Source organism: Micromonospora sp. WMMD734, from assembly GCF_049178975.1.
In the GTDB taxonomy this organism is placed as follows: Bacteria; Actinomycetota; Actinomycetes; order Mycobacteriales; family Micromonosporaceae; genus Micromonospora; species Micromonospora wenchangensis.
The window spans coordinates 483,436-504,341 of sequence record NZ_JBMHMK010000001.1 but is presented as its reverse complement, the minus strand read 5'-3'; the positions used below and the strand labels follow the sequence as shown (position 1 = coordinate 504,341).

Annotated in this window: 14 protein-coding genes and 1 pseudogene; 3 read left to right on the top strand and 12 right to left on the bottom strand. The window is 74.4% G+C overall.

Annotated elements, in window-relative coordinates; genetic code table 11:
- Positions 1–105: 105 nt before the first annotated feature.
- Positions 106–1,644 carry a M1 family metallopeptidase gene (locus ACN267_RS02310; protein WP_421487802.1) on the top strand — a complete coding sequence of 513 codons (1,539 nt, stop codon included), beginning with the start codon at positions 106–108 and terminating at the stop codon, positions 1,642–1,644.
- Between the two features lie 607 nt (positions 1,645–2,251).
- Here the strand turns inward: ACN267_RS02310 and ACN267_RS02305 are convergent.
- Both ACN267_RS02305 and gltB read right to left on the bottom strand, forming a co-directional pair.
- Positions 2,252–3,760, bottom strand: a complete 1,509-nt coding sequence (locus ACN267_RS02305) for a glutamate synthase subunit beta (RefSeq protein ID WP_421487801.1) — start codon at positions 3,758–3,760, stop codon at positions 2,252–2,254.
- On the bottom strand, positions 3,753–8,408 hold the full coding sequence (gltB, locus tag ACN267_RS02300; protein ID WP_421487800.1) for a glutamate synthase large subunit: 4,656 nt from the start codon (positions 8,406–8,408) through the stop codon (positions 3,753–3,755). Before gltB ends, ACN267_RS02305 begins: the two co-directional genes overlap by 8 nt.
- A 146-nt stretch (positions 8,409–8,554) precedes the next feature.
- Between gltB and ACN267_RS02295 the strand changes: the two genes are divergently transcribed.
- A complete protein-coding gene (locus tag ACN267_RS02295; RefSeq protein WP_421487799.1) occupies positions 8,555–9,400 on the top strand; it encodes a GNAT family N-acetyltransferase in 846 nt (281 codons plus the stop codon).
- A gap of 395 nt (positions 9,401–9,795) precedes the next feature.
- On the opposite strand, the gene ACN267_RS02290 is transcribed toward ACN267_RS02295, so the two are convergent.
- The 5 genes from ACN267_RS02290 to trpC form a co-directional block, all read right to left on the bottom strand.
- Positions 9,796–10,983: an FAD-dependent oxidoreductase gene (locus tag ACN267_RS02290; RefSeq protein ID WP_204959226.1), complete on the bottom strand. Its 1,188-nt coding sequence runs from the start codon at positions 10,981–10,983 to the stop codon at positions 9,796–9,798.
- Between the two features lie 11 nt (positions 10,984–10,994).
- Entirely contained in the window at positions 10,995–12,203 is a 1,209-nt protein-coding gene (gene lgt, locus ACN267_RS02285) for a prolipoprotein diacylglyceryl transferase (RefSeq protein WP_421487798.1), read from the bottom strand.
- A 255-nt stretch (positions 12,204–12,458) separates the two neighbouring features.
- Positions 12,459–13,262: a tryptophan synthase subunit alpha gene (gene trpA, locus ACN267_RS02280; RefSeq protein WP_421487797.1), complete on the bottom strand. Its 804-nt coding sequence runs from the start codon at positions 13,260–13,262 to the stop codon at positions 12,459–12,461.
- Between the two features lie 4 nt (positions 13,263–13,266).
- Positions 13,267–14,496 carry a tryptophan synthase subunit beta gene (gene trpB / locus ACN267_RS02275; protein ID WP_204959229.1) on the bottom strand — a complete coding sequence of 410 codons (1,230 nt, stop codon included), beginning with the start codon at positions 14,494–14,496 and terminating at the stop codon, positions 13,267–13,269.
- 105 nt (positions 14,497–14,601) lie between these two features.
- The gene (gene trpC / locus ACN267_RS02270; protein ID WP_176738808.1) at positions 14,602–15,405 is read right to left on the bottom strand and encodes an indole-3-glycerol phosphate synthase TrpC; all 804 of its coding nucleotides are present in this window, start codon (positions 15,403–15,405) and stop codon (positions 14,602–14,604) included.
- A 478-nt stretch (positions 15,406–15,883) separates the two neighbouring features.
- Between trpC and ACN267_RS02265 the strand changes: the two genes are divergently transcribed.
- A complete protein-coding gene (locus ACN267_RS02265) occupies positions 15,884–16,144 on the top strand; it encodes a hypothetical protein (protein WP_204959230.1) in 261 nt (86 codons plus the stop codon).
- Here ACN267_RS02265 and ACN267_RS02260 read toward each other — a convergent pair.
- The 5 genes and pseudogenes from ACN267_RS02260 to ACN267_RS02240 all read right to left on the bottom strand — a co-directional run bounded on the left by ACN267_RS02260 (position 16,137) and on the right by ACN267_RS02240 (position 20,837).
- Positions 16,137–16,727 carry a Trp biosynthesis-associated membrane protein gene (locus ACN267_RS02260; RefSeq protein WP_204959231.1) on the bottom strand — a complete coding sequence of 197 codons (591 nt, stop codon included), beginning with the start codon at positions 16,725–16,727 and terminating at the stop codon, positions 16,137–16,139. The genes ACN267_RS02265 and ACN267_RS02260 overlap by 8 nt on opposite strands.
- Complete coding sequence (locus ACN267_RS02255; protein WP_204959232.1) at positions 16,724–18,277, bottom strand: anthranilate synthase component I; 1,554 nt, start codon at positions 18,275–18,277, stop codon at positions 16,724–16,726. Before ACN267_RS02255 ends, ACN267_RS02260 begins: the two co-directional genes overlap by 4 nt.
- Complete coding sequence (gene hisI / locus ACN267_RS02250; protein WP_372445994.1) at positions 18,274–18,717, bottom strand: phosphoribosyl-AMP cyclohydrolase; 444 nt, start codon at positions 18,715–18,717, stop codon at positions 18,274–18,276. The genes ACN267_RS02255 and hisI overlap by 4 nt, the downstream gene beginning before the upstream one ends.
- Before the next feature lie 126 nt (positions 18,718–18,843).
- A pseudogene (locus ACN267_RS02245) lies at positions 18,844–19,167 on the bottom strand (phosphoribosyl-AMP cyclohydrolase); the annotation flags it as partial.
- A 683-nt stretch (positions 19,168–19,850) separates the two neighbouring features.
- A complete protein-coding gene (locus tag ACN267_RS02240) occupies positions 19,851–20,837 on the bottom strand; it encodes an aldo/keto reductase (protein WP_421487796.1) in 987 nt (328 codons plus the stop codon).
- Positions 20,838–20,906: the final 69 nt, after the last annotated feature.

Sequence of the window (20,906 nt, the reverse complement as noted above, 5' to 3'; positions counted from 1 at the left end):
CATCGACGGGATGAGAACAGCCGATCCCTGCCATCCGGGGCGTACGTTTCCACCGCCGTCGATTAGGTTGTCGGTGCGAACACCCCGATGGAGGGAGTCCACCCCGTGCGACGTGTTTTCACGGCGGCCATCGCCGCCCTGACCGTCACCACCGCCGGCACCCTGGTGACCGGCACCCCCGGCCAGGCCGACGCCCGACCGGGCAAGAGCCGGTCGGTCGCGGTCTCGGCCGCCCCGAAACCCGGCAGCCCCGGCCTCGGCGACCCCTACTTCCCCGACTACGGCAACGGCGGCTACGACGTCGACCACTACGACGTCCGGCTGCGTTACGAGCCGGCCACCGACCGGCTCAGCGGCACCACCACCATCCTGGCCACCGCCACCCAGGACCTCTCCCGGTTCAACCTCGACTTCCTGCTCGACGTGGAGTCGGTGCGGGTCAACGGGTGGACCGCCCGGTTCGACCGGGAGGGCGTCCACGAGCTGGTGGTGACCGCGCCGCGCGGCCTCACCACCGGTCAGCCGATGACCGTCGTGGTCACCTACTCCGGGGTGCCGTCGGAGACCCTGGTGGACGGTTACTCCGGGTGGACCCGCACCGTCGACGGCGCGCTCGCCGTCAACGAACCCGAGTCGGCCTGGTGGTGGTTCCCCTCCAACGACCACCCGCTGGACAAGGCCACCTGGGACATCTCGGTGTCGGTGCCCGACGGCGTCGAGGTGATCAGCAACGGCGTGCAGCCCCGGCCCCCGCTGGCCGAGGCCGGCAACCGGATGCGCTGGGGCTGGCGCAGCACCAAGCCCGGGGCCACCTACCTGGCGTTCCTGGCGATCGGCCAGTACGACATCGTCACCGACACCGCCCCGAACGGGCAGCAGGTGATCAACGCCTACAGCACCACGCTGGGCGACCGGAAGCCGGCCGCCCGGGCCAGCATCGAACGCACCGCCGAGGTCGTCGACTGGGCCAGCGGCATCTTCGGACCGTACCCGTTCGAGGCGCAGGGGGGCGTGGCCGCGCCGATCGACAGTCTCGGCTTCGCCCTGGAGACGCAGACCCGCCCGGTGTACGGGCCCGGCTTCTGGCGACGCGGCAGCAACCCGTACGTGGTGGTGCACGAGAACGCCCACCAGTGGTTCGGCGACTCGGTCTCGGTGGCGAACTGGAGCAACATCTGGCTGAACGAGGGCTTCGCCTCGTACGCCGAGTGGCTCTGGTCGGAGGCGCAGGGTGAGGGCACCGCACAGGAGCTGTTCGACTTCACCTACGCCGACTACCCGGCCGACGACGCGTTCTGGCAGGTCCTGCCGGGCAATCCGGGTGCCGGCGCGGTCTTCGACGGCGCGGTCTACGACCGGGGCGCGATGGCGCTGCACCAGCTCCGGCTGGCCGTCGGCGACGACGCGTTCTTCCGGATCCTGCCCGCCTGGACCGCCGCCCACCGGTACGGCAACGGCACCATCGCCGAGTTCCAGGCCCTTGCCGAGCAGATCTCCGGCCTCGACCTGGACCCGGTCTTCACCACCTGGCTGTTCACCCCCGGCCGGCCCACTCCGGCCGCCGCCACCCGCACCACGACCGCACCCGCGCAGCCGAAGTCGTGGACCCAGATCCGGGCGGCGCACCAACTGCTGGCGCGCTGACCGACCCCGGTTCGGGCTGCCCGCCCCCCGGCACCGGTGCGGGCAGCCCGAACCGGCCCGCAACCGTGACCTTCCGGCACCCGGGCCGGCCGCGGCGCGGCTCGGTCGCGGCGCGGCTCGGCTCGGTCGCGGCTCGGCTCGGCTCGGTCGCGGCGCGGTTTCGGCCCGAGGTCGGGTCCGGTCTGCTCGCGGCCTGGCCGGGCCCGGGGCCGACTCTGGGCTGGTGGGGGCCGGGTCCGGTCGAGCCGGCTCCGGTCGATGCCGATCGGGCGGCGTCGGGACGCAACGGTGGTTCCGGAGAGCGGTATGCCTGACAGTCATAACTATGCCTGTCAGGCATACCGCTCTCCGTGGTGATACGCACTCTCGGCGGGCCGGTGCCGACGCCTCGGGACGCTGCAACAGCAGGGCCGGGACAGGTGGTGCCGCAGAAGCGGCTGTGCGCCGGCAGGGCGCAGCGGGCGAGACGGTGGCCGGGCCACACGGCCGGGCCGTCAGCCGACCCGGAGACCGGGTCGGCTGACGGCCACCGATCGAACTGCCCGACACGGTGGACCGGCAGGTCAGGCAGGCCAGCCGACCAGACGGACCGGCAGGCGGGTGGGGATCAGCGGGCGGCGAGGGGTTGGCGGGCCGGGTCGACCGGGGCCGGCAGGTCACCCACCCCACCCAGGTAGGAGTGGATCGCCGCCGCGGCGGCCCGCCCCTCGGCGATCGCCCAGACGATCAGCGACGCCCCCCGGTGCATGTCCCCGGCGACGAACACCCCGTCGGCGTCGGTCTGCCAGTCGGGCCTGGCGTCGACCGCGCCCCGGGCGTTGCGGGTCACCCCGAACTGGGCCAGCAGCGGCTGTTCCTCGGTGCCCTCGAAGCCGATGGCCAGCAGCACCAGGTCGGCCGGCAGCTCCCGCTCGGAGCCGGGCAGCGCGGTGACGATCCGCCGGCCGTCGCGCCGTTCCACCGTCACCTCGGCGATCCGGACGCCCTTGACCTGGCCGGTGCCGTCGTCCACGAACTCCTGCACCGCGACCGCGAAGACCCGCTCGCCGCCCTCCTCGTGCGCCGGGTAGTTACGCAGCACCCACGGCCAGGTCGGCCACGGATCCCGCTCGGCGTCCCGGCCGTGCGGCGGCTCCGGGTAGAGGTCGAGCTGGTGAACGCCGGCCGCGCCCTGCCGGTGGGCCACGCCCAGGCAGTCGGCGGCGGTGTCGCCACCACCGATGATCACCACGTGCTTGCCGGCCGCGTCGATCGGCGTACCGTCGGGCAGCTCCGCCGGGGCGGGCCGGCCGTCCCCGGCCGCCGCGACCACCCGGTTGGCGGCCACCAGGTGGGTCATCGCCTGGTGGATGCCGCGCAGCGGCCGACCGGGCGTCTCCGGGGTGTCCCGGCCCTGGAGCGCGCCGCACGCCAGCAGCACCGCGTCGTGCCGGGCCCGCAGCTCCTCGGCGGTCACGTCGACGCCCACGTTCACCCCGGTACGGAACTGCACACCCTCGGCGGCGAGCTGGGCCAGCCGCCTGTCGATGTGCTGCTTCTCCAGCTTGAAGTCGGGGATGCCGTACCGCAGCAGGCCGCCGATCGCGTCGTCCCGCTCGTACACGGTGACGGCGTGACCGGCGCGGGCGAGTTGCTGGGCGGCGGCGAGCCCGGCGGGCCCGGAGCCGACCACGGCGACCGACCGGCCGGTCGACGCCGGCACCGGACGGGGGTTCAGCCCGCCCCGGGCCACCGCCGCGTCGGCGATCTCCACCTCGACCTGCTTGATGGTGACCGGCTGCTGACCGCCCAGGCCCAGCACACAGGCCGCCTCGCACGGGGCCGGGCAGAGCCGGCCGGTGAACTCGGGGAAGTTGTTGGTGGCGTGCAGCGACTCCACCGCGGCGTCCCAGCTGCCGGTGCGGACCAGGTCGTTCCAGTCCGGGATGCGGTTGCCCAGCGGGCAGCCGTCGTGGCAGAACGGGATACCACAGTCCATGCACCGGGTGGCCTGCTCGCGGATCAACTCCTCCCCGGCGGGCGGGTAGACCTCACGCCAGTCGGTGATCCGCACCGCCACCGGTCGACGGGCCGGCAACCGGCGTTCGTAGCGCAGGAAACCGTTCGGGTCAGGCACGAGCCACCTCCTGGGCGACCACCCGCGGGACGGGCGGCACCGACGCGGTCAGCGCAGACATGACCGCGTCGTCGACGTCGCGGCCGGCGGCTTCGGCGGCCTTCATGATCTCCATCACCCGGCGGTAGTCCCTCGGGACCACGGCCGTGAACTCCCCGACCGCCTCCGGCCAGCGCTTGAGCAGCTCCGCGCCGACCGCCGAGTCGGTCTCGGCGACATGCCGCTGCACCAGGTCGTGCAGCAGTTCCCGCTCGGCGTCACGCAGCGGGGACAGGTCGACCAGCTCCGCGTTGACCCGCCCGGTGTCGAGCCGGTACACGTACGCCGTACCGCCGGACATGCCGGCGGCGAAGTTGCGGCCGGTCTCGCCGAGCACCACCACCGTGCCGCCGGTCATGTACTCGCAGCCGTGGTCGCCGACGCCCTCGACGACGGCCACCGCGCCCGAGTTGCGGACCGCGAAGCGCTCCCCCACCCGGCCGCGCAGGAACAACTCGCCGCCGGTGGCCCCGTACAGGATGGTGTTGCCGGCGATGATCTGGTCCTCGGCGCGCTGCCCGGCGGTGGCCTCGGGGTCGACGAACGGCGCGGCGGCGTCCGGGCGGACCACGATCCGCCCGCCGGAGAGCCCCTTGCCGACGTAGTCGTTGGCGTCGCCGTGCAGCCGCAGGGTCACCCCGCGCGGCAGGAACGCGCCGAAGGACTGCCCGGCGGTGCCGCGCAGCACGAACTCGACGGTGTCGTCGGGCAGGCCGGCACCGCCGTGCCGGCGGGTCACCTCGCCGCCGAGCATCGCGCCGACGCTGCGGTGCTCGTTGCGCACCGCCACCTCCACCCGCACCGGGCTGCCGTCGCGCAGCGCCGGCTCGGCCAGCGCGATCAGCTCGTTGTCCAGCGCCAGCTCCAGGCCGTGGTCCTGGGCACGGACCCCGCGCCGGGCCGCGCCCTCGGGCAGCTGCGGGGTGTGCAGCACCCGGGCCAGGTCGAGGCCGTGGCCCTTCCAGTGCTCGATCGCCGGTACGACGTCGAGCACCTCGGTCTGCCCGATCGCCTCTTCGATGCTGCGGAAGCCCAACTCGGCCAGATAGCCCCGCACCTCCTCGGCGAGGAAGAGGAAGAAGTTCTCCACGAACTCCGGCCGGCCGGTGAAGCGTTCCCGCAGCACCGGGTTCTGGGTGGCGATGCCCACCGGGCAGGTGTCCAGGTGGCAGACCCGCATCATCACGCAGCCCTCGACGATCAGCGGGGCGGTGGCGAAGCCGAACTCCTCCGCGCCGAGCAGCATCGCCACCACCACGTCCCGGCCGGTCTTGAGCTGGCCGTCGACCTGCACGGTGACCCGGTCACGCAGCTTGTTGAGCAGCAGCGTCTGCTGCGCCTCGGCCAGGCCCAGCTCCCAGGGGGTACCGGCGTGCTTGAGCGAGTTGAGCGGGGACGCGCCGGTGCCGCCGTCGTGCCCGGAGATCAGGATGACGTCGGCCTTGAGCTTGGCGACCCCGGCCGCGACCGTGCCCACACCGACCTCGCTGACCAGCTTGACGTGCACCCGGGCGGCCGGGTTGACGCACTTGAGGTCGTGCACGAGCTGGGCGAGGTCCTCGATGGAGTAGATGTCGTGGTGCGGCGGCGGGGAGATCAGGCCGACGCCGGGGGTGGCGTGCCGGGTCCGGGCGATCCACGGCCAGACCTTGTTGCCGGGCAGCTGCCCGCCCTCGCCCGGCTTCGCGCCCTGCGCCATCTTGATCTGGAGGTCGTCGGCGTTGACCAGGTATTCGCTGGTCACCCCGAAGCGCCCGCTGGCGATCTGCTTGACCGCCGAGCGGCGGGCCGGGTCGTGCAGCCGGTCGACGTCCTCGCCGCCCTCGCCGGTGTTGGACTTGCCGCCCAGCCGGTTCATCGCGATGGCCAGCGTCTCGTGCGCCTCGGCCGAGATCGACCCGTACGACATGGCGCCGGTGGCGAACCGCTTGACGATCTCGGTGGCCGGCTCGACCTCCTCGATCGGCACCGCCGGGCGCAGCCCGGTCCGCAGGGTGAACAGCCCGCGCAGCGAACCGGCCTGGGCGGCCAACTCGTCGACCTTGGCGGTGTACTGGCGGAACACGTCGTACTGGCGGCTGCGGGTGGCGTGCTGGAGCAGGAAGACCGTCTCCGGGTTGAACAGGTGCAGCTCACCCTCGCGCCGCCACTGGTACTCGCCGCCCACCTCCAGCCGGGCGGAGCCGGCGGTGCCGGGCGTCGGCCACGCCTGCCCGTGCCGGGCGGCGACCTCGGTGTGGATCCCGGCCAGCCCGATCCCGCCGATGGTGCTGGGAGTGCCCCGGAAGTAGCGGTCGACCAGGCGGGTGTCCAGGCCGACGGCCTCGAAGACCTGCGCCCCGCAGTACGACGACACCGTCGAGATGCCCATCTTGGACATGATCTTGAGGACGCCCTTGCCGAGCGCCTTGACGTAGTTGCGGACCGCCTTGGCCGGCTCCACCCCGACCAGCGCCCCGGTGGCGATCATGTCCTCCACCGACTCGAAGGCCAGGTAGGGGTTGACCGCCGCCGCGCCGTACCCGATGAGCACCGCCGCGTGGTGCACCTCGCGGCAGTCACCGGACTCCACGATCAGCGCCACCTGGGTCCGGGTCTGCTCGCGCACCAGATGCTGGTGCACCGCCGCGGTGAGCAGCAGCGACGGGATCGGGGCCAGGTCGGCGTTGGAGTCCCGGTCGGACAGCACCAGGATCCGTACGCCGTCCTCGATCGCCTCGGAGACGTGCCGGCAGATCTCGGTCAGCCGGGCCTTGATCCCGGCCCCGCCGTCGCGGATCCGGTAGAGCCCGGACACCCGGACCGCCTTGAAGCCGGGCAGGTCGCCGTCCTCGTCGACGTCGAGCAGCTTCGCCAACTCGTCGTTGTCGATCACCGGGTAGGGCAGCACGATCTGCCGACAGCTCGCCGCGCCCGGGTCCAGCAGGTTGCCCTCCGGGCCGATGGTCGACGCCAGGCTGGTCACCAACTCCTCCCGGATCGCGTCCAACGGCGGGTTGGTGACCTGGGCGAACAGCTGGTGGAAGTAGTCGTAGAGCAGCCGGGGCCGGGTCGACAACGGCGCGATCGGGGTGTCGGTGCCCATCGAGCCCAGCGGCTCCGCCCCGGTACGGGCCATCGGGGCGAGCAGGATCTTCAGCTCCTCCTCGGTGTAGCCGAAGGTCTGCTGCCGCCGACGCACCGAGTCGTGGGTGTAGACCACGTGCTCGCGGGGCGGCAGGTCGTCCAGCTCGATCAGGCCGGCGTGCAGCCACTCGTCGTACGGCTGGGCGGCGGCCAGCTCGGTCTTGATCTCGTCGTCCGAGACGATCCGGCCGTTGACCGTGTCGACCAGGAACATCCGGCCCGGCTGGAGGCGGCCCTTGGCGACCACCGTGGCCGGGTCCAGGTCGAGCACGCCCGCCTCGCTGCCCAGCACCACCAGCCCGTCGGCGGTACGCCACCAGCGCCCCGGCCGCAGGCCGTTGCGGTCCAGCACCGCGCCGACGATCTCACCGTCGGTGAAGGCGACCGACGCCGGCCCGTCCCACGGCTCCATCAGGCTGGCGTGGAACCGGTAGAACGCGCGCTTGTCCGGGCGCATCGCCGGGTCGTTCTCCCACGCCTCCGGGATCATCATCAGCACCGCGTGCGGCAGGCTACGGCCGGCCAGGTGCAGCAGCTCCAGCACCTCGTCGAAGTTGGCCGAGTCGGAGGCGGCCGGGGTGCAGACCGGGAACACCCGGCGGATGTTGCCGGGCAGGTGCGGGCTGCGCAGCAGCGCCTCGCGGGCCTGCATCCAGTTCCGGTTGCCGCGAATCGTGTTGATCTCGCCGTTGTGCGCGATGAACCGGTACGGGTGGGCCAGCGGCCAGGACGGGAACGTGTTGGTGGAGAACCGGGAGTGCACCAGGGCGATCGCGCTGTCGACCCGCTCGTCGGTCAACTCCGGGAAGTACTCCGGCAGCTGGTCGGGGGTGAGCATGCCCTTCCAGGTCATCGTCCGCGCCGACAGCGACGGGAAGTAGGCGGTCACCCCGCGCTCGGCGGTCTCCCGCTCGGCCTGCTTGCGGACGCAGAACGCCACCCGGTCCAGGTCGATGCCGGCCAGCGGGGAGCCCGCCGGGCCGGCCGGGGTGTCGGTGAGCCGGTGCGCGGCCAGGAAGAGCTGCCGGATCCGGGGCATCGCCGCCAGCGCGGTCTCGCCCAGGCCGCTGGGGTCGGTCGGCACGTCGCGCCAGCCGAGCACCTCGGCCCCCTCGACGAGGGCGTACTTCTCCACCACCTGACGGGCGCGCGCCTCGCCGCCGTCGTCATCGGGCAGGAAGACCAGGCCGGTGGCGTACTGGCCGGCCGGGGGCAGCGGGAAGTCCACCACCGCGCGCAGGAACGCGTCCGGCACCTGGATCATGATGCCCGCGCCGTCGCCGGTGTTCTGCTCGGCGCCCCGGGCGCCACGATGGTCGAGCCGGCAGAGCGCGCCGAGGCCGTTGGCCACCACCGCGTGGGAGCGCCGCCCGTAGAGGTCGGCCACGAAGGCCACCCCGCACGCGTCGTGCTCGTGCGCCGGGTCGTACAGACCGGTCGCGGAAGGGACCGGCTGCGGGCTGTGCGGGTACGGAAGGGCCACCGGGTCTCCTGTCGTCACTCAGGTTGTTGCATGGTCGGGACGACGTCGGCCCTGGGCGGTCTGTTGAGTCTACGTTAGGGCGACCCGGGCAGGGCCAGTGCAGATTGATCACACCTTCCAGACTCTGGGACGTGTAGTCTCGCGCGGTGGATCCTGCACACCGCGACCTGTTCGACCGGTTGGAACGCTTCTACGACGCGGTGCCCCGGGACGTCGCCCGCGCCGAGGAACACGGCGGTCTGGTGCTGTTCGCCCGGGACGGGGCGGGTTGGCCGTTCTACGCCCGCCCCCGCCTCGACGCCGACGGGCCACCCTCGCTGGCCGACCTGCACACCGTCCGGGAACGGCAACGTGAGCTGGGCCTGCCCGAGGCGTTCGAATGGGTGCACGAGACCACCCCGGACCTGCTCGCCACCGCCCGGGCCGCCGGCCTGAGCGTGCTGGAGGCCCCGCTGATGGTGCTCGACCCGCAGGTCACCCCGCCCGACCCGACGACGCTCACCGACGTACCGGTGCGGGTGCTGGACCCGGACGCGCCAGGCTTCGCGCTCGACGTGGCGGCCCGGCGCGCGGTCGCCGCGGTCGGGTTCTCCGCCGCCGGCACCGTCCCCGGCGACGCCGGCCCGGCCGAACGGGACGCCGCGATGACCGAACTGGACGTGGCCGCGCTGGACGAGGAGCGGGCCGCGATCGCCGCCGGCCGACGCCTGTCGGCGGTCGCCTGGACGCCGCAGGACGGCGCACTGGCCAGCGGGATGGCGATGCGGGTCGACGACGTCGCCGAGATCGCCGGGGTGGCCACCCTGCCGGCCGCCCGCCGCCGGGGGCTCGCCGCCGCGGTCACCGCCACCCTGGCCCGCACCCTGCGCGCCGCCGGCACCGACCTGGTCTTCCTCTCCGCCGGCAGCGAGGACGTCGCCCGGATCTACCTGCGCGTCGGCTTCCGTCGCATCGGCACCGCCTGCATAGCCGAACCCACCGCCCTCATCTGACCCCCGGCCCGGCCCTCTCCTGCCCGCCTGCCTCGCTCCCCGGCCCCAGCCCTGCCCCGATCGGCGTTGCCCCGGCCCGGCGTTGACCCGGCCCAGCCCTGCCCCGATCGGCGTTGCCCCGACCCGGCGTTGAGCCGGCCCGGCGCTGCCCCGACCGGCGCTGACCCGGCCCGGCGTTGCCCCGACCGGCGCTGCCCCGACCCGGTGTTCGCCTTGGTGATCAAGAGGTTTGCGGTTTGATCAAGAGGTTTGCGTCACCTCACGCGCTCACCGTGACGCAAACCTCTTGATCACCACACAAGTGACGCAAACCTCTTGATCACCGCACGGGGGCGGCCACCGCACGGGGGCGGCCACCGCACGGGGGCGGTGGGGCGGGGCGGGGGGAGAGTGGGTCAGGGGGTGGGGGGACGCCAGGTGGCGGCGGTGGCGGCGGCGCCGGAGAGCAGGCGGGGGGTGATCGTGCCGAGGGCCGCGTCGCGGGCGCGCAGGGCCAGTCGGCCCCGGGTCTGGAGCACCGCCGACATCCGTCGGGTCTGTCGGACCACGGTGGCCGCGCGGGGCCGCCGCACCCGGTCGTACGCCAGCACCGCGTCGGGGAGCCGGGACTCGCGCAGCAACGACGACAGGGTGGCCGCGTCCTCGAACGCCAGGCACGCGCCCTGCCCCAGGTGCGGCGGCATGGCGTGGGCGGCGTCACCGAGCAGCACCACCCCGCCCGGCCCGGCCGGGAAGCCGTACGCCCGGGGCAGCGGGCGCAGCTCACGGATCTCCTGCTGCACCAGGTCGGCGGGGTCGGTGGCGGCCAGCAGCTCACCGATCGGCGCGGGCCAGCCGGCGTACCAGCGTTGCAGCAGGGCGAGCTGGGTCTGCGGGGGTTCCGGCCGGGGCGCTCCGGCGGCGGTGGCCACCCAGTAGACGCCACCCCGGCGCGACGCCCCGGAGGAGCCGCGCTCCCCCAGCGAGGCGGCCACGAACCGGTAGCCGGCGCCCAGCACCTCCCCCCCGACCGGCTGGTCGGCCGGCAGGGGGGCCCGGTACCAGGGGATCACCGCCCGCCAGGCGGCGCAGCCGGAGCTGACCACGGCAGCCTCGGGGGCGAGCTGGCGGCGCAGCACGCTGTCCGTGCCGTCGGCGGCCACCACCAGGTCCGCCTCGACGAACTGGCCGTTCCACCCGACCCCGGGCCGCTCGGTGGCCTCGGCCCGGACGCTGTCCACGGCGACCCCGGTGCGCAGCTCGACCCGGTCACCGAGGCCGGCGATCAGGGCGTCGTGCAGGTCCTCCCGGTGTACGACCACCGGCATCCGGTCGGCCGGGGTGGGCCGGGGCTGCACCAGCCAGTGACCGTCGGGGCGGCGGATACCGCCGTCGGGCAGCGGGGTCGCGATGGCGTCCAGGCCGGCACCGACGCCGAGCACCTGCAACGCGCGTACCCCGTTGGGCCACAGCACCACGGCGGTGGGTTCCGGGCGTACCCGGTCGGCCCGTTCCAGCAGAGTGACCTGCCAGCCGGAGCGGGCCAGCGCGCCGGCCACCGCCAGACCGCCGAGGCCGGCCCCGACCACCACCGCGCTGCGCATGCCGCGCCCGCTCAGCTGTCCCGGTCGACGGACCGGCCAGCGGCACCGGCGGACCGCTCGGCACCGGCGGGCCCGTCGCCACCGCCGGCCCCGGAGGGCCCGTCGTCGGCGTCGGAGAGCCCGTCGTCGGCGTCGGGGTCATCGGCCGCCGGCCCGGCGGGCCGGTCGTCGGCCGCCGGGACGCCCGGTGCGTCGGGCAGCACCCCGCTTTCCCGGTACGCGGTGAACTGTTCCTCGTCGACCACCCGGTACCCCGCCGGCGGTGGGGCCGTCGGGGACCCCTTCCCGGTGGCGGCGAGGTCGACCTGGGAGACGTCGCTGCCCGCCCCGTCGGTGACCGGAACGGCCGCGGGGACGTCGAGCGGGACCAGGTACTCGCGAGGGCCCCGCACCCGCAGGAAGTAGATCAAGGCACCGAGGAAGACCAGGCCGGCGGTCCACACGTTGAGCCGGAGACCGAGGATGCGGTTCGCCTCGTCGGTGCGCATCAGCTCGATCCAGAACCGGCCTGCGGTGTAGCCCATCACGTAGAGCGCGAAGGCCCGGCCGCGTCCCAGCTTGAACCGCCGGTCCAGGGCGAACACCAGGCCGGCGACGCCGAGGTTCCACAGCGCCTCGTAGGCGAACGTCGGATGGTAGAGGCCGGGTTCCAGGATGGGCTGGTTGGCGTCGTCGCGCAGCGCGTGGCCCGGGTTGTCCGGGTCCATCCGGTGGATCTGGAGGCCCCACGGCAGGTCGGTCCGCCCGCCGTACAGCTCGTTGTTGAACCAGTTGCCCAGCCGACCCACCGCCTGGGCCAGCGGCAGACCCGGGGCCAGCGCGTCGGCCACCACCGTCAGCGGAATGCCGAGCTGCCGGGCGGCGATCCAGGCGCCGATCGCGCCACCGGCCACCGCCCCCCAGATGCCGAGACCGCCCTCCCAGATGGCGAACGCCTTCCACGGGTCACCGCCGGTGCCGAAGTACTTCTCGGGTGAGGTGACGACGTGGTAGATCCGGGCACCGATGATGCCGGTCGGGACCGCCCACACCGCGATGTCGAGCACCGCACCGGGGGCGACGCCCCGCTGGCGCAGCCGGTGCTCGGTCACCAGGCAGGCGACCACGATGCCGACGACGATGCAGAGGGCGTACGCCCGCAGCGGGACCGGCCCGAGCTGCCAGACGGCGGTGCTCGGGCTGGGCAGCGCCGCCAGGGGCGTCATCGAGACGAGGGTCACGGGTGCACAGGCTACCGCTGCGGACGCCCGCCGTGGCACCCCGGTCCGGTCAGACCCGCCACCGGACCACGCCACCCCGGCGCAACCCGGTCGGCCCGTCGCCCGACGGATGCCACCCGTGCGGCGAGATGGCGGCATTCCGCCGCAGCGGACACCGCCGTTCCACTCCCACCGAGCCGATCAACCCGAGCCGTCGACCAACCCGGGCCGTCCCGCACCTCGGCGACGGACGGCGGGGTGGAACGGGCCGGCGGGTCAGCGGGCCGGGTTACGCACACCCTCGGCGAGCTCGGCGGAGAGGGTACGCAGGGCGGCCAGCCCCGCGTCGAGGTCCGGCGCGTCCAGCAACCGGCGGATCAGCGCGCTGCCCACGATCACCCCGTCGGCGTACCCGGAGACGGTGGCCGCCTGCGCCCCGGTGCCGACACCCAGCCCCACCCCGACGGGCAGTTCGGTCGCCTCCCGCACCCGGGACACCAGCACCGGCGCGGCGTCGGAGGTCTGCGACCGGGCCCCGGTGACCCCCATGATGGCGGTGGCGTAGACGAAGCCCCGGCAGTGCTCGACGGTCATCCGCAGCCGGGCGTCGGTCGACGACGGGGAGACCAGGAACGTCCGGTCCAGGCCGTACGCGTCCGAGGCGGCCAGCCACTCGCCGGCCTCCTCGGGGATCAGGTCCGGGGTGATCAGGCCGGTGCCGCCGGCGGCGGCCAGGTCCCTGGCGAACGCGTCCACCCCGTACTGCTCGATCGGGTTCCAGTAGGTCATGGTGACCACGGGCGCGCCGGTGGCCGCGACCGCCTCGACGATGCGCAGCGTGTCGGCGGTGCGGACGCCACCGGCCAGGGCGATGTCGCTGGCCTTCTGGATCACCGGCCCGTCCATCACCGGGTCGGAGTAGGGGATCTCCACCTCGATGACGTCCACCCCGGCCTCGACCATCGCGGTCATCGCGGCGATGCTGCCGTCGACGGTGGGGAACCCGGCCGGCATGCAGCCGACCAGGACGGCCCGACCGTCGGCACGGGCCTTGTCGAAGGCCACCCCGATCCGGCTCACGGTCTCACTGCTCCTTGTCGAGGATGCCGAAGTACTCACCGGCGGTGTGCACGTCCTTGTCGCCCCGACCGGAGAGGTTGACCACCAGGACCGGCTCCCGGCCCAGCTCGGCGGCCAGCTGCGGGGCGACCTGCACCGCGCCGGCCAGCGCGTGCGCGCTCTCGATCGCCGGGATGATCCCCTCGGTACGGCAGAGCAGCTCGAACGCGGCCATCGCCTCGGCGTCGGTCACCGGCAGGTAGCGGGCCCGGCCGGTGTCGTGCAGCCAGGCGTGCTCCGGGCCGACCCCGGGGTAGTCCAGCCCGGCGGAGATCGAGTGCGACTCGACGGTCTGGCCGTCGGCGTCCTGGAGCACGTAGGTGCGGGCGCCGTGCAGCACCCCGGGGGTGCCGCCGGTGATGCTGGCGGCGTGCCGGTCGGTCTCCACGCCCTCGCCACCGGCCTCGAAGCCGTACAGCCGCACGTCGGTGTCGGGGACGAACGCGTGGAAGATGCCCAGCGCGTTGGAGCCGCCGCCGACGCAGGCCAGCACCGCGTCGGGCAGCCCGCCGGTGAGGTCGAGGCACTGCCGGCGGGCCTCGTCGCCGATGCCGCGCACGAAGTCCCGGACCAGCTCCGGGAACGGGTGCGGGCCGGCGGCGGTGCCGATCAGGTAGTGGGTGTCGTCGACGTTGGCGACCCAGTCCCGCATCGCCTCGTTCATCGCGTCCTTGAGGGTCCGCGAGCCGGTGGTCACCGGGATCACTGTCGCGCCGAGCATCCGCATCCGGGCCACGTTGAGCGCCTGCCGCTCGGTGTCGACCTCACCCATGTAGACCACACAGTCGAGGTCGAACAGGGCGGCGGCGGTGGCGGTCGCCACCCCGTGCTGGCCGGCGCCGGTCTCGGCGATCACCCGCCGCTTGCCCATCCGCCTGGTGAGCAGCGCCTGGCCCAGCACGTTGCGCACCTTGTGCGCGCCGGTGTGGTTGAGGTCCTCCCGCTTGAGCAGCACCCGGGCACCGACCTTGGCGGAGAACCGCTCGGCGGGGTACAGCAGTGAGGGGGTGCCGGCGTAGTCGCGCAGCAGGGCGTCGAACTCGGCGAGGAACTCCTCGTCGGTCATCGCCTTGCGGTATGCGGCGTCCAGCTCGTCGAGCGCCGCGACCAGCGCCTCGGGGACGAAACGACCACCGAAACGGCCGAAGTGACCGGCGGAGTCGGGGAACCGCCCGGCCGCCTCCCCGGCGCTCATGCCGCCGCTCCCCGGCCGGTCGCGCGCCGACGCACCGTCGCGTCGCCGGTGACGGATCGCTCGTTCATCGCGATGTCCTCTCGCTGCGCGGATCTGCCCGTCGGGTCAGCGCGCCGGGCGGGGCGTCGCCGGGTGGTTCCCGGCGTTGACCAGCTCGGCGACCGCCTCGCGGGGGCTCTTCTGGGTGACCAGCCCCTCGCCCACCAGGACGGCGTCGGCGCCGGCCGAGGCGTACCGGATCAGGTCGTGCGGACCCCGCACCCCCGACTCGGCGATCTTGACGACGCTGCTGGGCAGGCCGGGGGCGATCCGCTCGAACACCGACCGGTCGACCTCCAGGGTACGCAGGTCACGGGCGTTGACCCCGATCACCTGCGCGCCGGCCTCCAGGGCCCGGTCGGCCTCCTCCTCGGTGTGCACCTCGACCAGCGCGCACATGCCGAGCGACTCGATCCGCTCCAGCAGGCCGACCAGGGCGTTCTGCTCCAGCGCGGCGACGATCAGCAGCACCAGGTCGGCACCGTGCGCCCGCGCCTCGTGCACCTGGTAGCTGGAGACCACGAAGTCCTTGCGCAGGACCGGCACCTGCACGGCGGCCCGGACGGCGGCCAGGTCGTCGAGGGAACCGCCGAACCAGCGCCCCTCGGTCAGCACACTGATCGCCCGCGCGCCGCCGGAGGCGTACTCCCCGGCCAGCTCGGCCGGGTCGGCGATCTCGGCCAGCCGGCCCCGGCTCGGCGAGGAACGCTTCACCTCGGCGATCACCGCCACGCCGGGCTTACGCAGGGCCGCGTACGCGTCCAGCGGTGGCGGCGCGGCGGCGGCCAGTTCGCGCAGCCGCTCCAACGGAAGCTGCTCCTGCCGCCGGGCCACGTCCTCGCGGACGCCGGCCAGGATCTCGTCGAGCACGCTTGCGGACGCCGCCGATCCGGCCCCGTCCCCCTCTGCGTGCGCATGCTCAGCAGTCACCAACGGACTCCCCTCTCCGGGTGTCATGGGCCGATGCTAGGGGGCGCCACCTGGCGACAGTCGCCGGGGGTATGGCGCTCCTCACGAGATGGGCTGTGGCATGATGCCGGACCTCCGGTGAACGGAATGTCACGCAGCGCCACCGGGCCCGTCGGTGGGTGTCATCGACACCCGTCGTCCGGGACACCCCGGACCATCGATCGATGCCCATACGCTATGAGATCACGTCCGGGCCCGGAGCGCAGCTCGGGCGGTCCGGCCGGACGGCTGTGACCAAGCTCAAGAGCGGCCCTGCCACGCAGGTGGGGGCCGTTGACCGGGCCGTCACCCGGGCGAAACGTGAGCCCGGCAGCATCGGTGTCGGGCAGACTCGACGATGCGCCTGCCCACCATCGGATCTCATCGTGCGGGGTGACCTATGAGCACTGCGGGGCCGAACGCCGGCATCGGACTCACCACCATCTCCCGGACCGTCGCGGCGCTGGCCGTCGAGGTGGTGCACACCGTCGAACGCGTCGTGGTGGGCGAGGGCCGGGTGCGTACCGCCCGGGGCAACGCCTGGGAGGCGGTCTGCGCCGACCGGGCCCGCGCCGACCAGCGCGCCACCCTGGACCGGCTGGTCGCCGAGCTGGCCACCCGGGACCGGCAGGCCGCCCGCACGCCCCAGCCGGTCAGCTGACCGTCGGGTCCTCACCCCGGTCGAGCGCGTCCCACGCCTCCCGGTTGCCCCCCTCCGCGATCGGCCGGCCACCCGGCCGGGCCGGCCCGTCGGCGCGCACCGGCCGCTCGTAGCGGGCACCCATCGCCGGCCAGGTCGCGCCACGCCGCGCGGTGAACAGCCCACCGCCGGCCGCCACCAGCCCGCCGAGCAGGCAGAGCGCCGGCCACTGCCGGTGCGCCCCGACACCGCCGGTGGCGACCAGCCCGTAGCCGCCGCCGGCCGCGACCGCCAGGCCGAGCAGCGCGACCAGGCCACCCAGCAGCCGTCGCACCCGCCCCCGGGTGGCCAGCACCGCGCCGCCGCCGGCCAACGCGACGAGCGCCAACGCCGACAGCCACGGCAGCAGGTCCGCTCCGGACCGCTCCTGCCGGCTCGGCGGCAGCGCACCCCGGGCGAGCACCTCCACCGACCAGGTCCGGGTCGCCGCCCAGGCCGCCAGGCCCGCGCCGGCCAGGCAGAGCAGCACCGCGTACGTCAGCTCGCGCCGGCCGGTCGACGGGCCGTCGGTCGCCGTCGTCGCGGTGGCCCCGGCGTCGCTCACCGCGCCGGTCGCAGGGTCTCGGCGGCGGCGATCGCGGCCAGCACGGCGGCGGCCTTGTTCCGGGTCTCCTGGTCCTCGGCGGCCGGCTCGGAATCGGCCACCACCCCCGCCCCGGCCTGCACGTACGCCCGGCCGTCGCGGATCAGCGCGGTCCGGATCGCGATCGCCATATCGAGGTCGCCACCGAACCCGAAGTAGCCCACGGTGCCGCCGTAGAGCCCCCGGCGCACCGGCTCCAACCCCTCGATGATCTCCATGGCCCGCACCTTCGGGGCCCCGGACAGGGTGCCGGCGGGGAAGGTCGCGGCCAGCGCGTCGAACGCCGTCCGGTCGTCGCGCAGGGTGCCCACCACGGTGGAGACGATGTGCATCACGTGGCTGTACCGCTCGATGGTGGCGAACTCCGGCACCTGCACGGTGCCCGGCCGGCAGACCCGACCCAGGTCGTTGCGGCCCAGGTCGACGAGCATCACGTGCTCGGCGCGTTCCTTCGGGTCGGCCAGCAGCTCGGTGGCGAGCCGGGCGTCGGCCACCGGGGTGGCCCCGCGCGGCCGGGTGCCGGCGATCGGGTGCAGCATCGCCCGCCGCTGCCCGTCGGCGTCGGTGTTGACCTTGAGGTGCGCCTCCGGGGACGAACCGACGATGTCGAACCCGTCGAAGCGGAGCAGGTACATGTACGGGCTCGGGTTGGTCGTGCGCAGCACCCGGTAGACGTCCAGCGGGTCGGCGTCGGTGGCCCGCTCGAACCGCTGGGCCAGCACGATCTGGAAGCACTCGCCGGCCCGGATCGCCTCCTTGGCCGCCTCGACCGCCTTGGGGTAGCCGCCGTCCGGGGTCCGGCTGACCACGTCACCGGCCGGCGGCCGGCCCACCGTCGAGATCATCGGCGGAATCGGTCGGGACAGCGCGGTGGTCATCGCGTCGAGCCGCCCCACCGCGTGGTGGTAGGCGGCGGTGACCCGCTCGGCCCGGTCCGGGTCATCCAGCGGCGGCAGGACCGCGTTGGCGACCAGGATCGCCGAGCCGTCGTAGTGGTCGAGCACCACCAGGTCGGTGGCGAGCATCATGCCCAGCTCCGGCACCCCGAGGTCGTCCTCGGTCAGCTCGGGCAGCCGCTCGAACCGGCGGATCAGGTCGTACCCCAGGTAGCCGACCATGCCGCCGGTCAGCGGCGGCAGGCCGGCGGCCGGGTCCGGCGTCCCGCCGGCGAGCGCCGCGACGGTCTCCCGCAGCACGTGCACCGGGTCGCCGGAGACCGGCACGCCGGCCGGCGGGGTGCCGGTCCACTGCGCGACACCGTCCCGTTCGACCAGGGTGGCGCTGCTGCGCACCCCGATGAACGAGTACCGCGACCAGGCCATCCCGGCGGAGCCCACGCCCTGCTCGGCGGACTCCAGCAGGAAGGTGCCCGGCCCGCCGGCCAGCTTGCGGTAGACCCCCACCGGGGTCTCCGCGTCGGCCAGCAGCCGACGGGTCACCGGTACCACCCGCCATCGGGCCGCCGCCTCGACGAAGCCCGCCAGGTCGGGGCTGAGCGCACCGTCGGTCACGGTCGGACCCCCTGCACCACCGGGAGTTCGGTGAAGAAGCAGGTGCGCTCGCCGGTGTGGCAGGCCGCGCCGACCTGGTCCACGCCGACCAGCAGCGCGTCGCCGTCGCAGTCCAGGGCGACCGAGCGGACGTACTGGTGGTGGCCGGAGGTGGCGCCCTTGACCCAATACTCCTGCCGGCTGCGCGACCAGTAGGTGGCCCGGCCGGTGGTGAGGGTGCGGTGCAGCGCCTCGTCGTCCATCCAGGCGACCATCAGCACCTCACCGGTGTCGTGCTGGCGCACGACTGCGGCGACCAGGCCGTCCGGGGTGCGGCGCAGCCGGGCGGCGACGGCCGGGTCGAGACGGGAGGGGCGGACCGCGCCGCCGGGTCCGCCGTCGCGGGGGGAAGATTCAGGTACGGGCACAGTTACCGATTGTCTCGCACCCGGCGCGGGCACCTGCGGGGCGTCCCCGACCGCCCGGGACAGCTGGGCGACGTACCGCTCCAGCCGACCGTCGCACAGGGCGCGGGCGAGGTCCGGGCCGGCGGTCTCGGCGACCCGGTCGGCGTACGGGCGCACCAGCGGGAGCACCCCGCTGACCAGGCGGGCGGCAGCGACACCGACCTCGACGGTGCCGCCGGGGCGTACCCCCAGGCAGAGCAGCATGTCGTCGCGGTAGCCAGCCGGCGCGACCGGCAGGTCCAGGGCGGCGGCGAAGGCCGCCCGGCGGGACGCCACCCGCACCCCCGGGTTGGCCGGGCGCAGCACGGACGGGCAGAGCCGGGCCAGGTCGGCGGCGGCCAGCCGGACGCCGATCGGGTCGTCGGCGGCGAGCGCCCCGGCCACCTTGCCGAGGGTGGCCACCAACTCCTCCAGGCGGGGCTGGTCGGCGGGCTGGCAGAGCACCGGCAGGTCGATCCGGCGACGCCAGGTCGGGTCGGCCCAGAGCAGCCGGGTGGGGGTGGTCACCGGCAGCCCGAACGCCCAGTCGGCGGGTTCGCCGAGCCGGTCGACCCAGGTGCGGACGTCCCGGGCGGCCACCGACACGTGCACGATCCGCCCGTCGACCTCGGCCAGGTAGGCCCGGCGGGCGTCGTACGGCGTCCCGGTCGGCCACCGGCCGCGGGTGGACCCGGCCGGTGGGTCGACCGGGCCGGTCGTCGCGCCGCGCCGCGCGCCGCCCGCCCGGCCCGACGGCCCCACCGGCGCGGACCGGCCCGCCGCACAGGGCTGCCCAGGTGCCACAGGCGGGGTCGACGCGCGGCACGGACCGGGCCCGCCCGACGTCGTCGCCGGGGTGGGCCCGGTCGTGCTCACCAGGACGTCGAGGTCGACGTCGCTGTACGCGGTGGCGGCCCGCCGCGCGTGGCTGCCCCGCAGCAGGATCCCGACGACCGGGCGCTCGGCGGACGCGCGCAGCCGGTCGGTCCAGTCGGCCAGGAAGGCGGCCTCCGGCAACGGAGCGTGATCCACCGCGCCATCGTGCCGTAGGCCCGATCGGGGCGCAATGCCCGAAGGCGGACTTCCTGTCCGGTCCGAAGGCTGACGCCCGGTCCGAAGCCAAGTGTCCGAAGATGTCGATCGATGGGCTAGTGCCCGACCGTCCGCATCCCGGCCGCCGGATACCGCTCGCCGGCCACCGCGTCGACGGGGACCGCCTCCCGCAGCCGGGCCTGCTGGTCGGCGGTGAGCCGCAGGTCGGCGGCGGCGGCGTTCTCCTCCAGGTAGCGGACCCGCTTGGTGCCGGGGATCGGCAGCACGTCCTCGCCCTGGGCGAGCAGCCAGGCCAGGGCGGCCTGGGCCGGCGTGCAGCCGATCTCCTCAGCCACCGCCCGGACGGCGGCCACCAGCCGCAGGTTGGCATCGAGGCTGTCCGCCGCGAAGCGGGGTGCCGCCGCCCGCCAGTCACCCTCGGTGAGCTGGTCCCGGCCGGTGATCGCCCCGGTGAGCAGCCCCCGGCCGACCGGCGAGTACGCCACCAGCGCCACCCCGAGCTCCCGGCAGGTGTCCAGCATCTCCCCCTCGACGTCCCTGGTGAACAGGGAGTACTCCATCTGCACGGCCGCGATCGGGTGCACCGCGTGGGCCGTGCGCAGCGTCGCCGGGCTGACCTCGGACAGACCGAGCAGGCGTACCTTGCCCGCCGCGACCAGCCCGGCCATCGCCGTGACGGTCTCCTCGATCGGGGTGCCCGGGTCCCGGCGGTGCAGGTAGTACAGGTCGATGGTGTCCACGCCGAGCCGGCCGAGAGAGGCGTCGCAGGCCTCGCGGGCCCAGGCGGCGCTGCTGTCGACGTACGCCCCGGAGCCGTCGGCGTGCGGCCGGTTGCCGAACTTGGTGGCCAGGAAGACCTCGTCGCGGCGGGCCCGCACCACCGGGGCGAGCAGCCGCTCGTTGGCGCCGAAGCCGTACATGTCGGCGGTGTCGAGGTGGTTGACGCCCAGGTCGAGGGCGCGGTGCAGGGTACGCGTCGACTCGGCGTCGTTCTGCCCGCCGTAGGCGAAGCTCATGCCCATGCAGCCCAGTCCGATGGCGGACACCTCCGGGCCGTTGGCCCCGATCCGTCGACGGATCATCGTCCCTCCCCCTGGCGACGGCACGTGTCGATCCCGTGGTTACGCACTTCGAGTCCTCCTTCAGTGGGT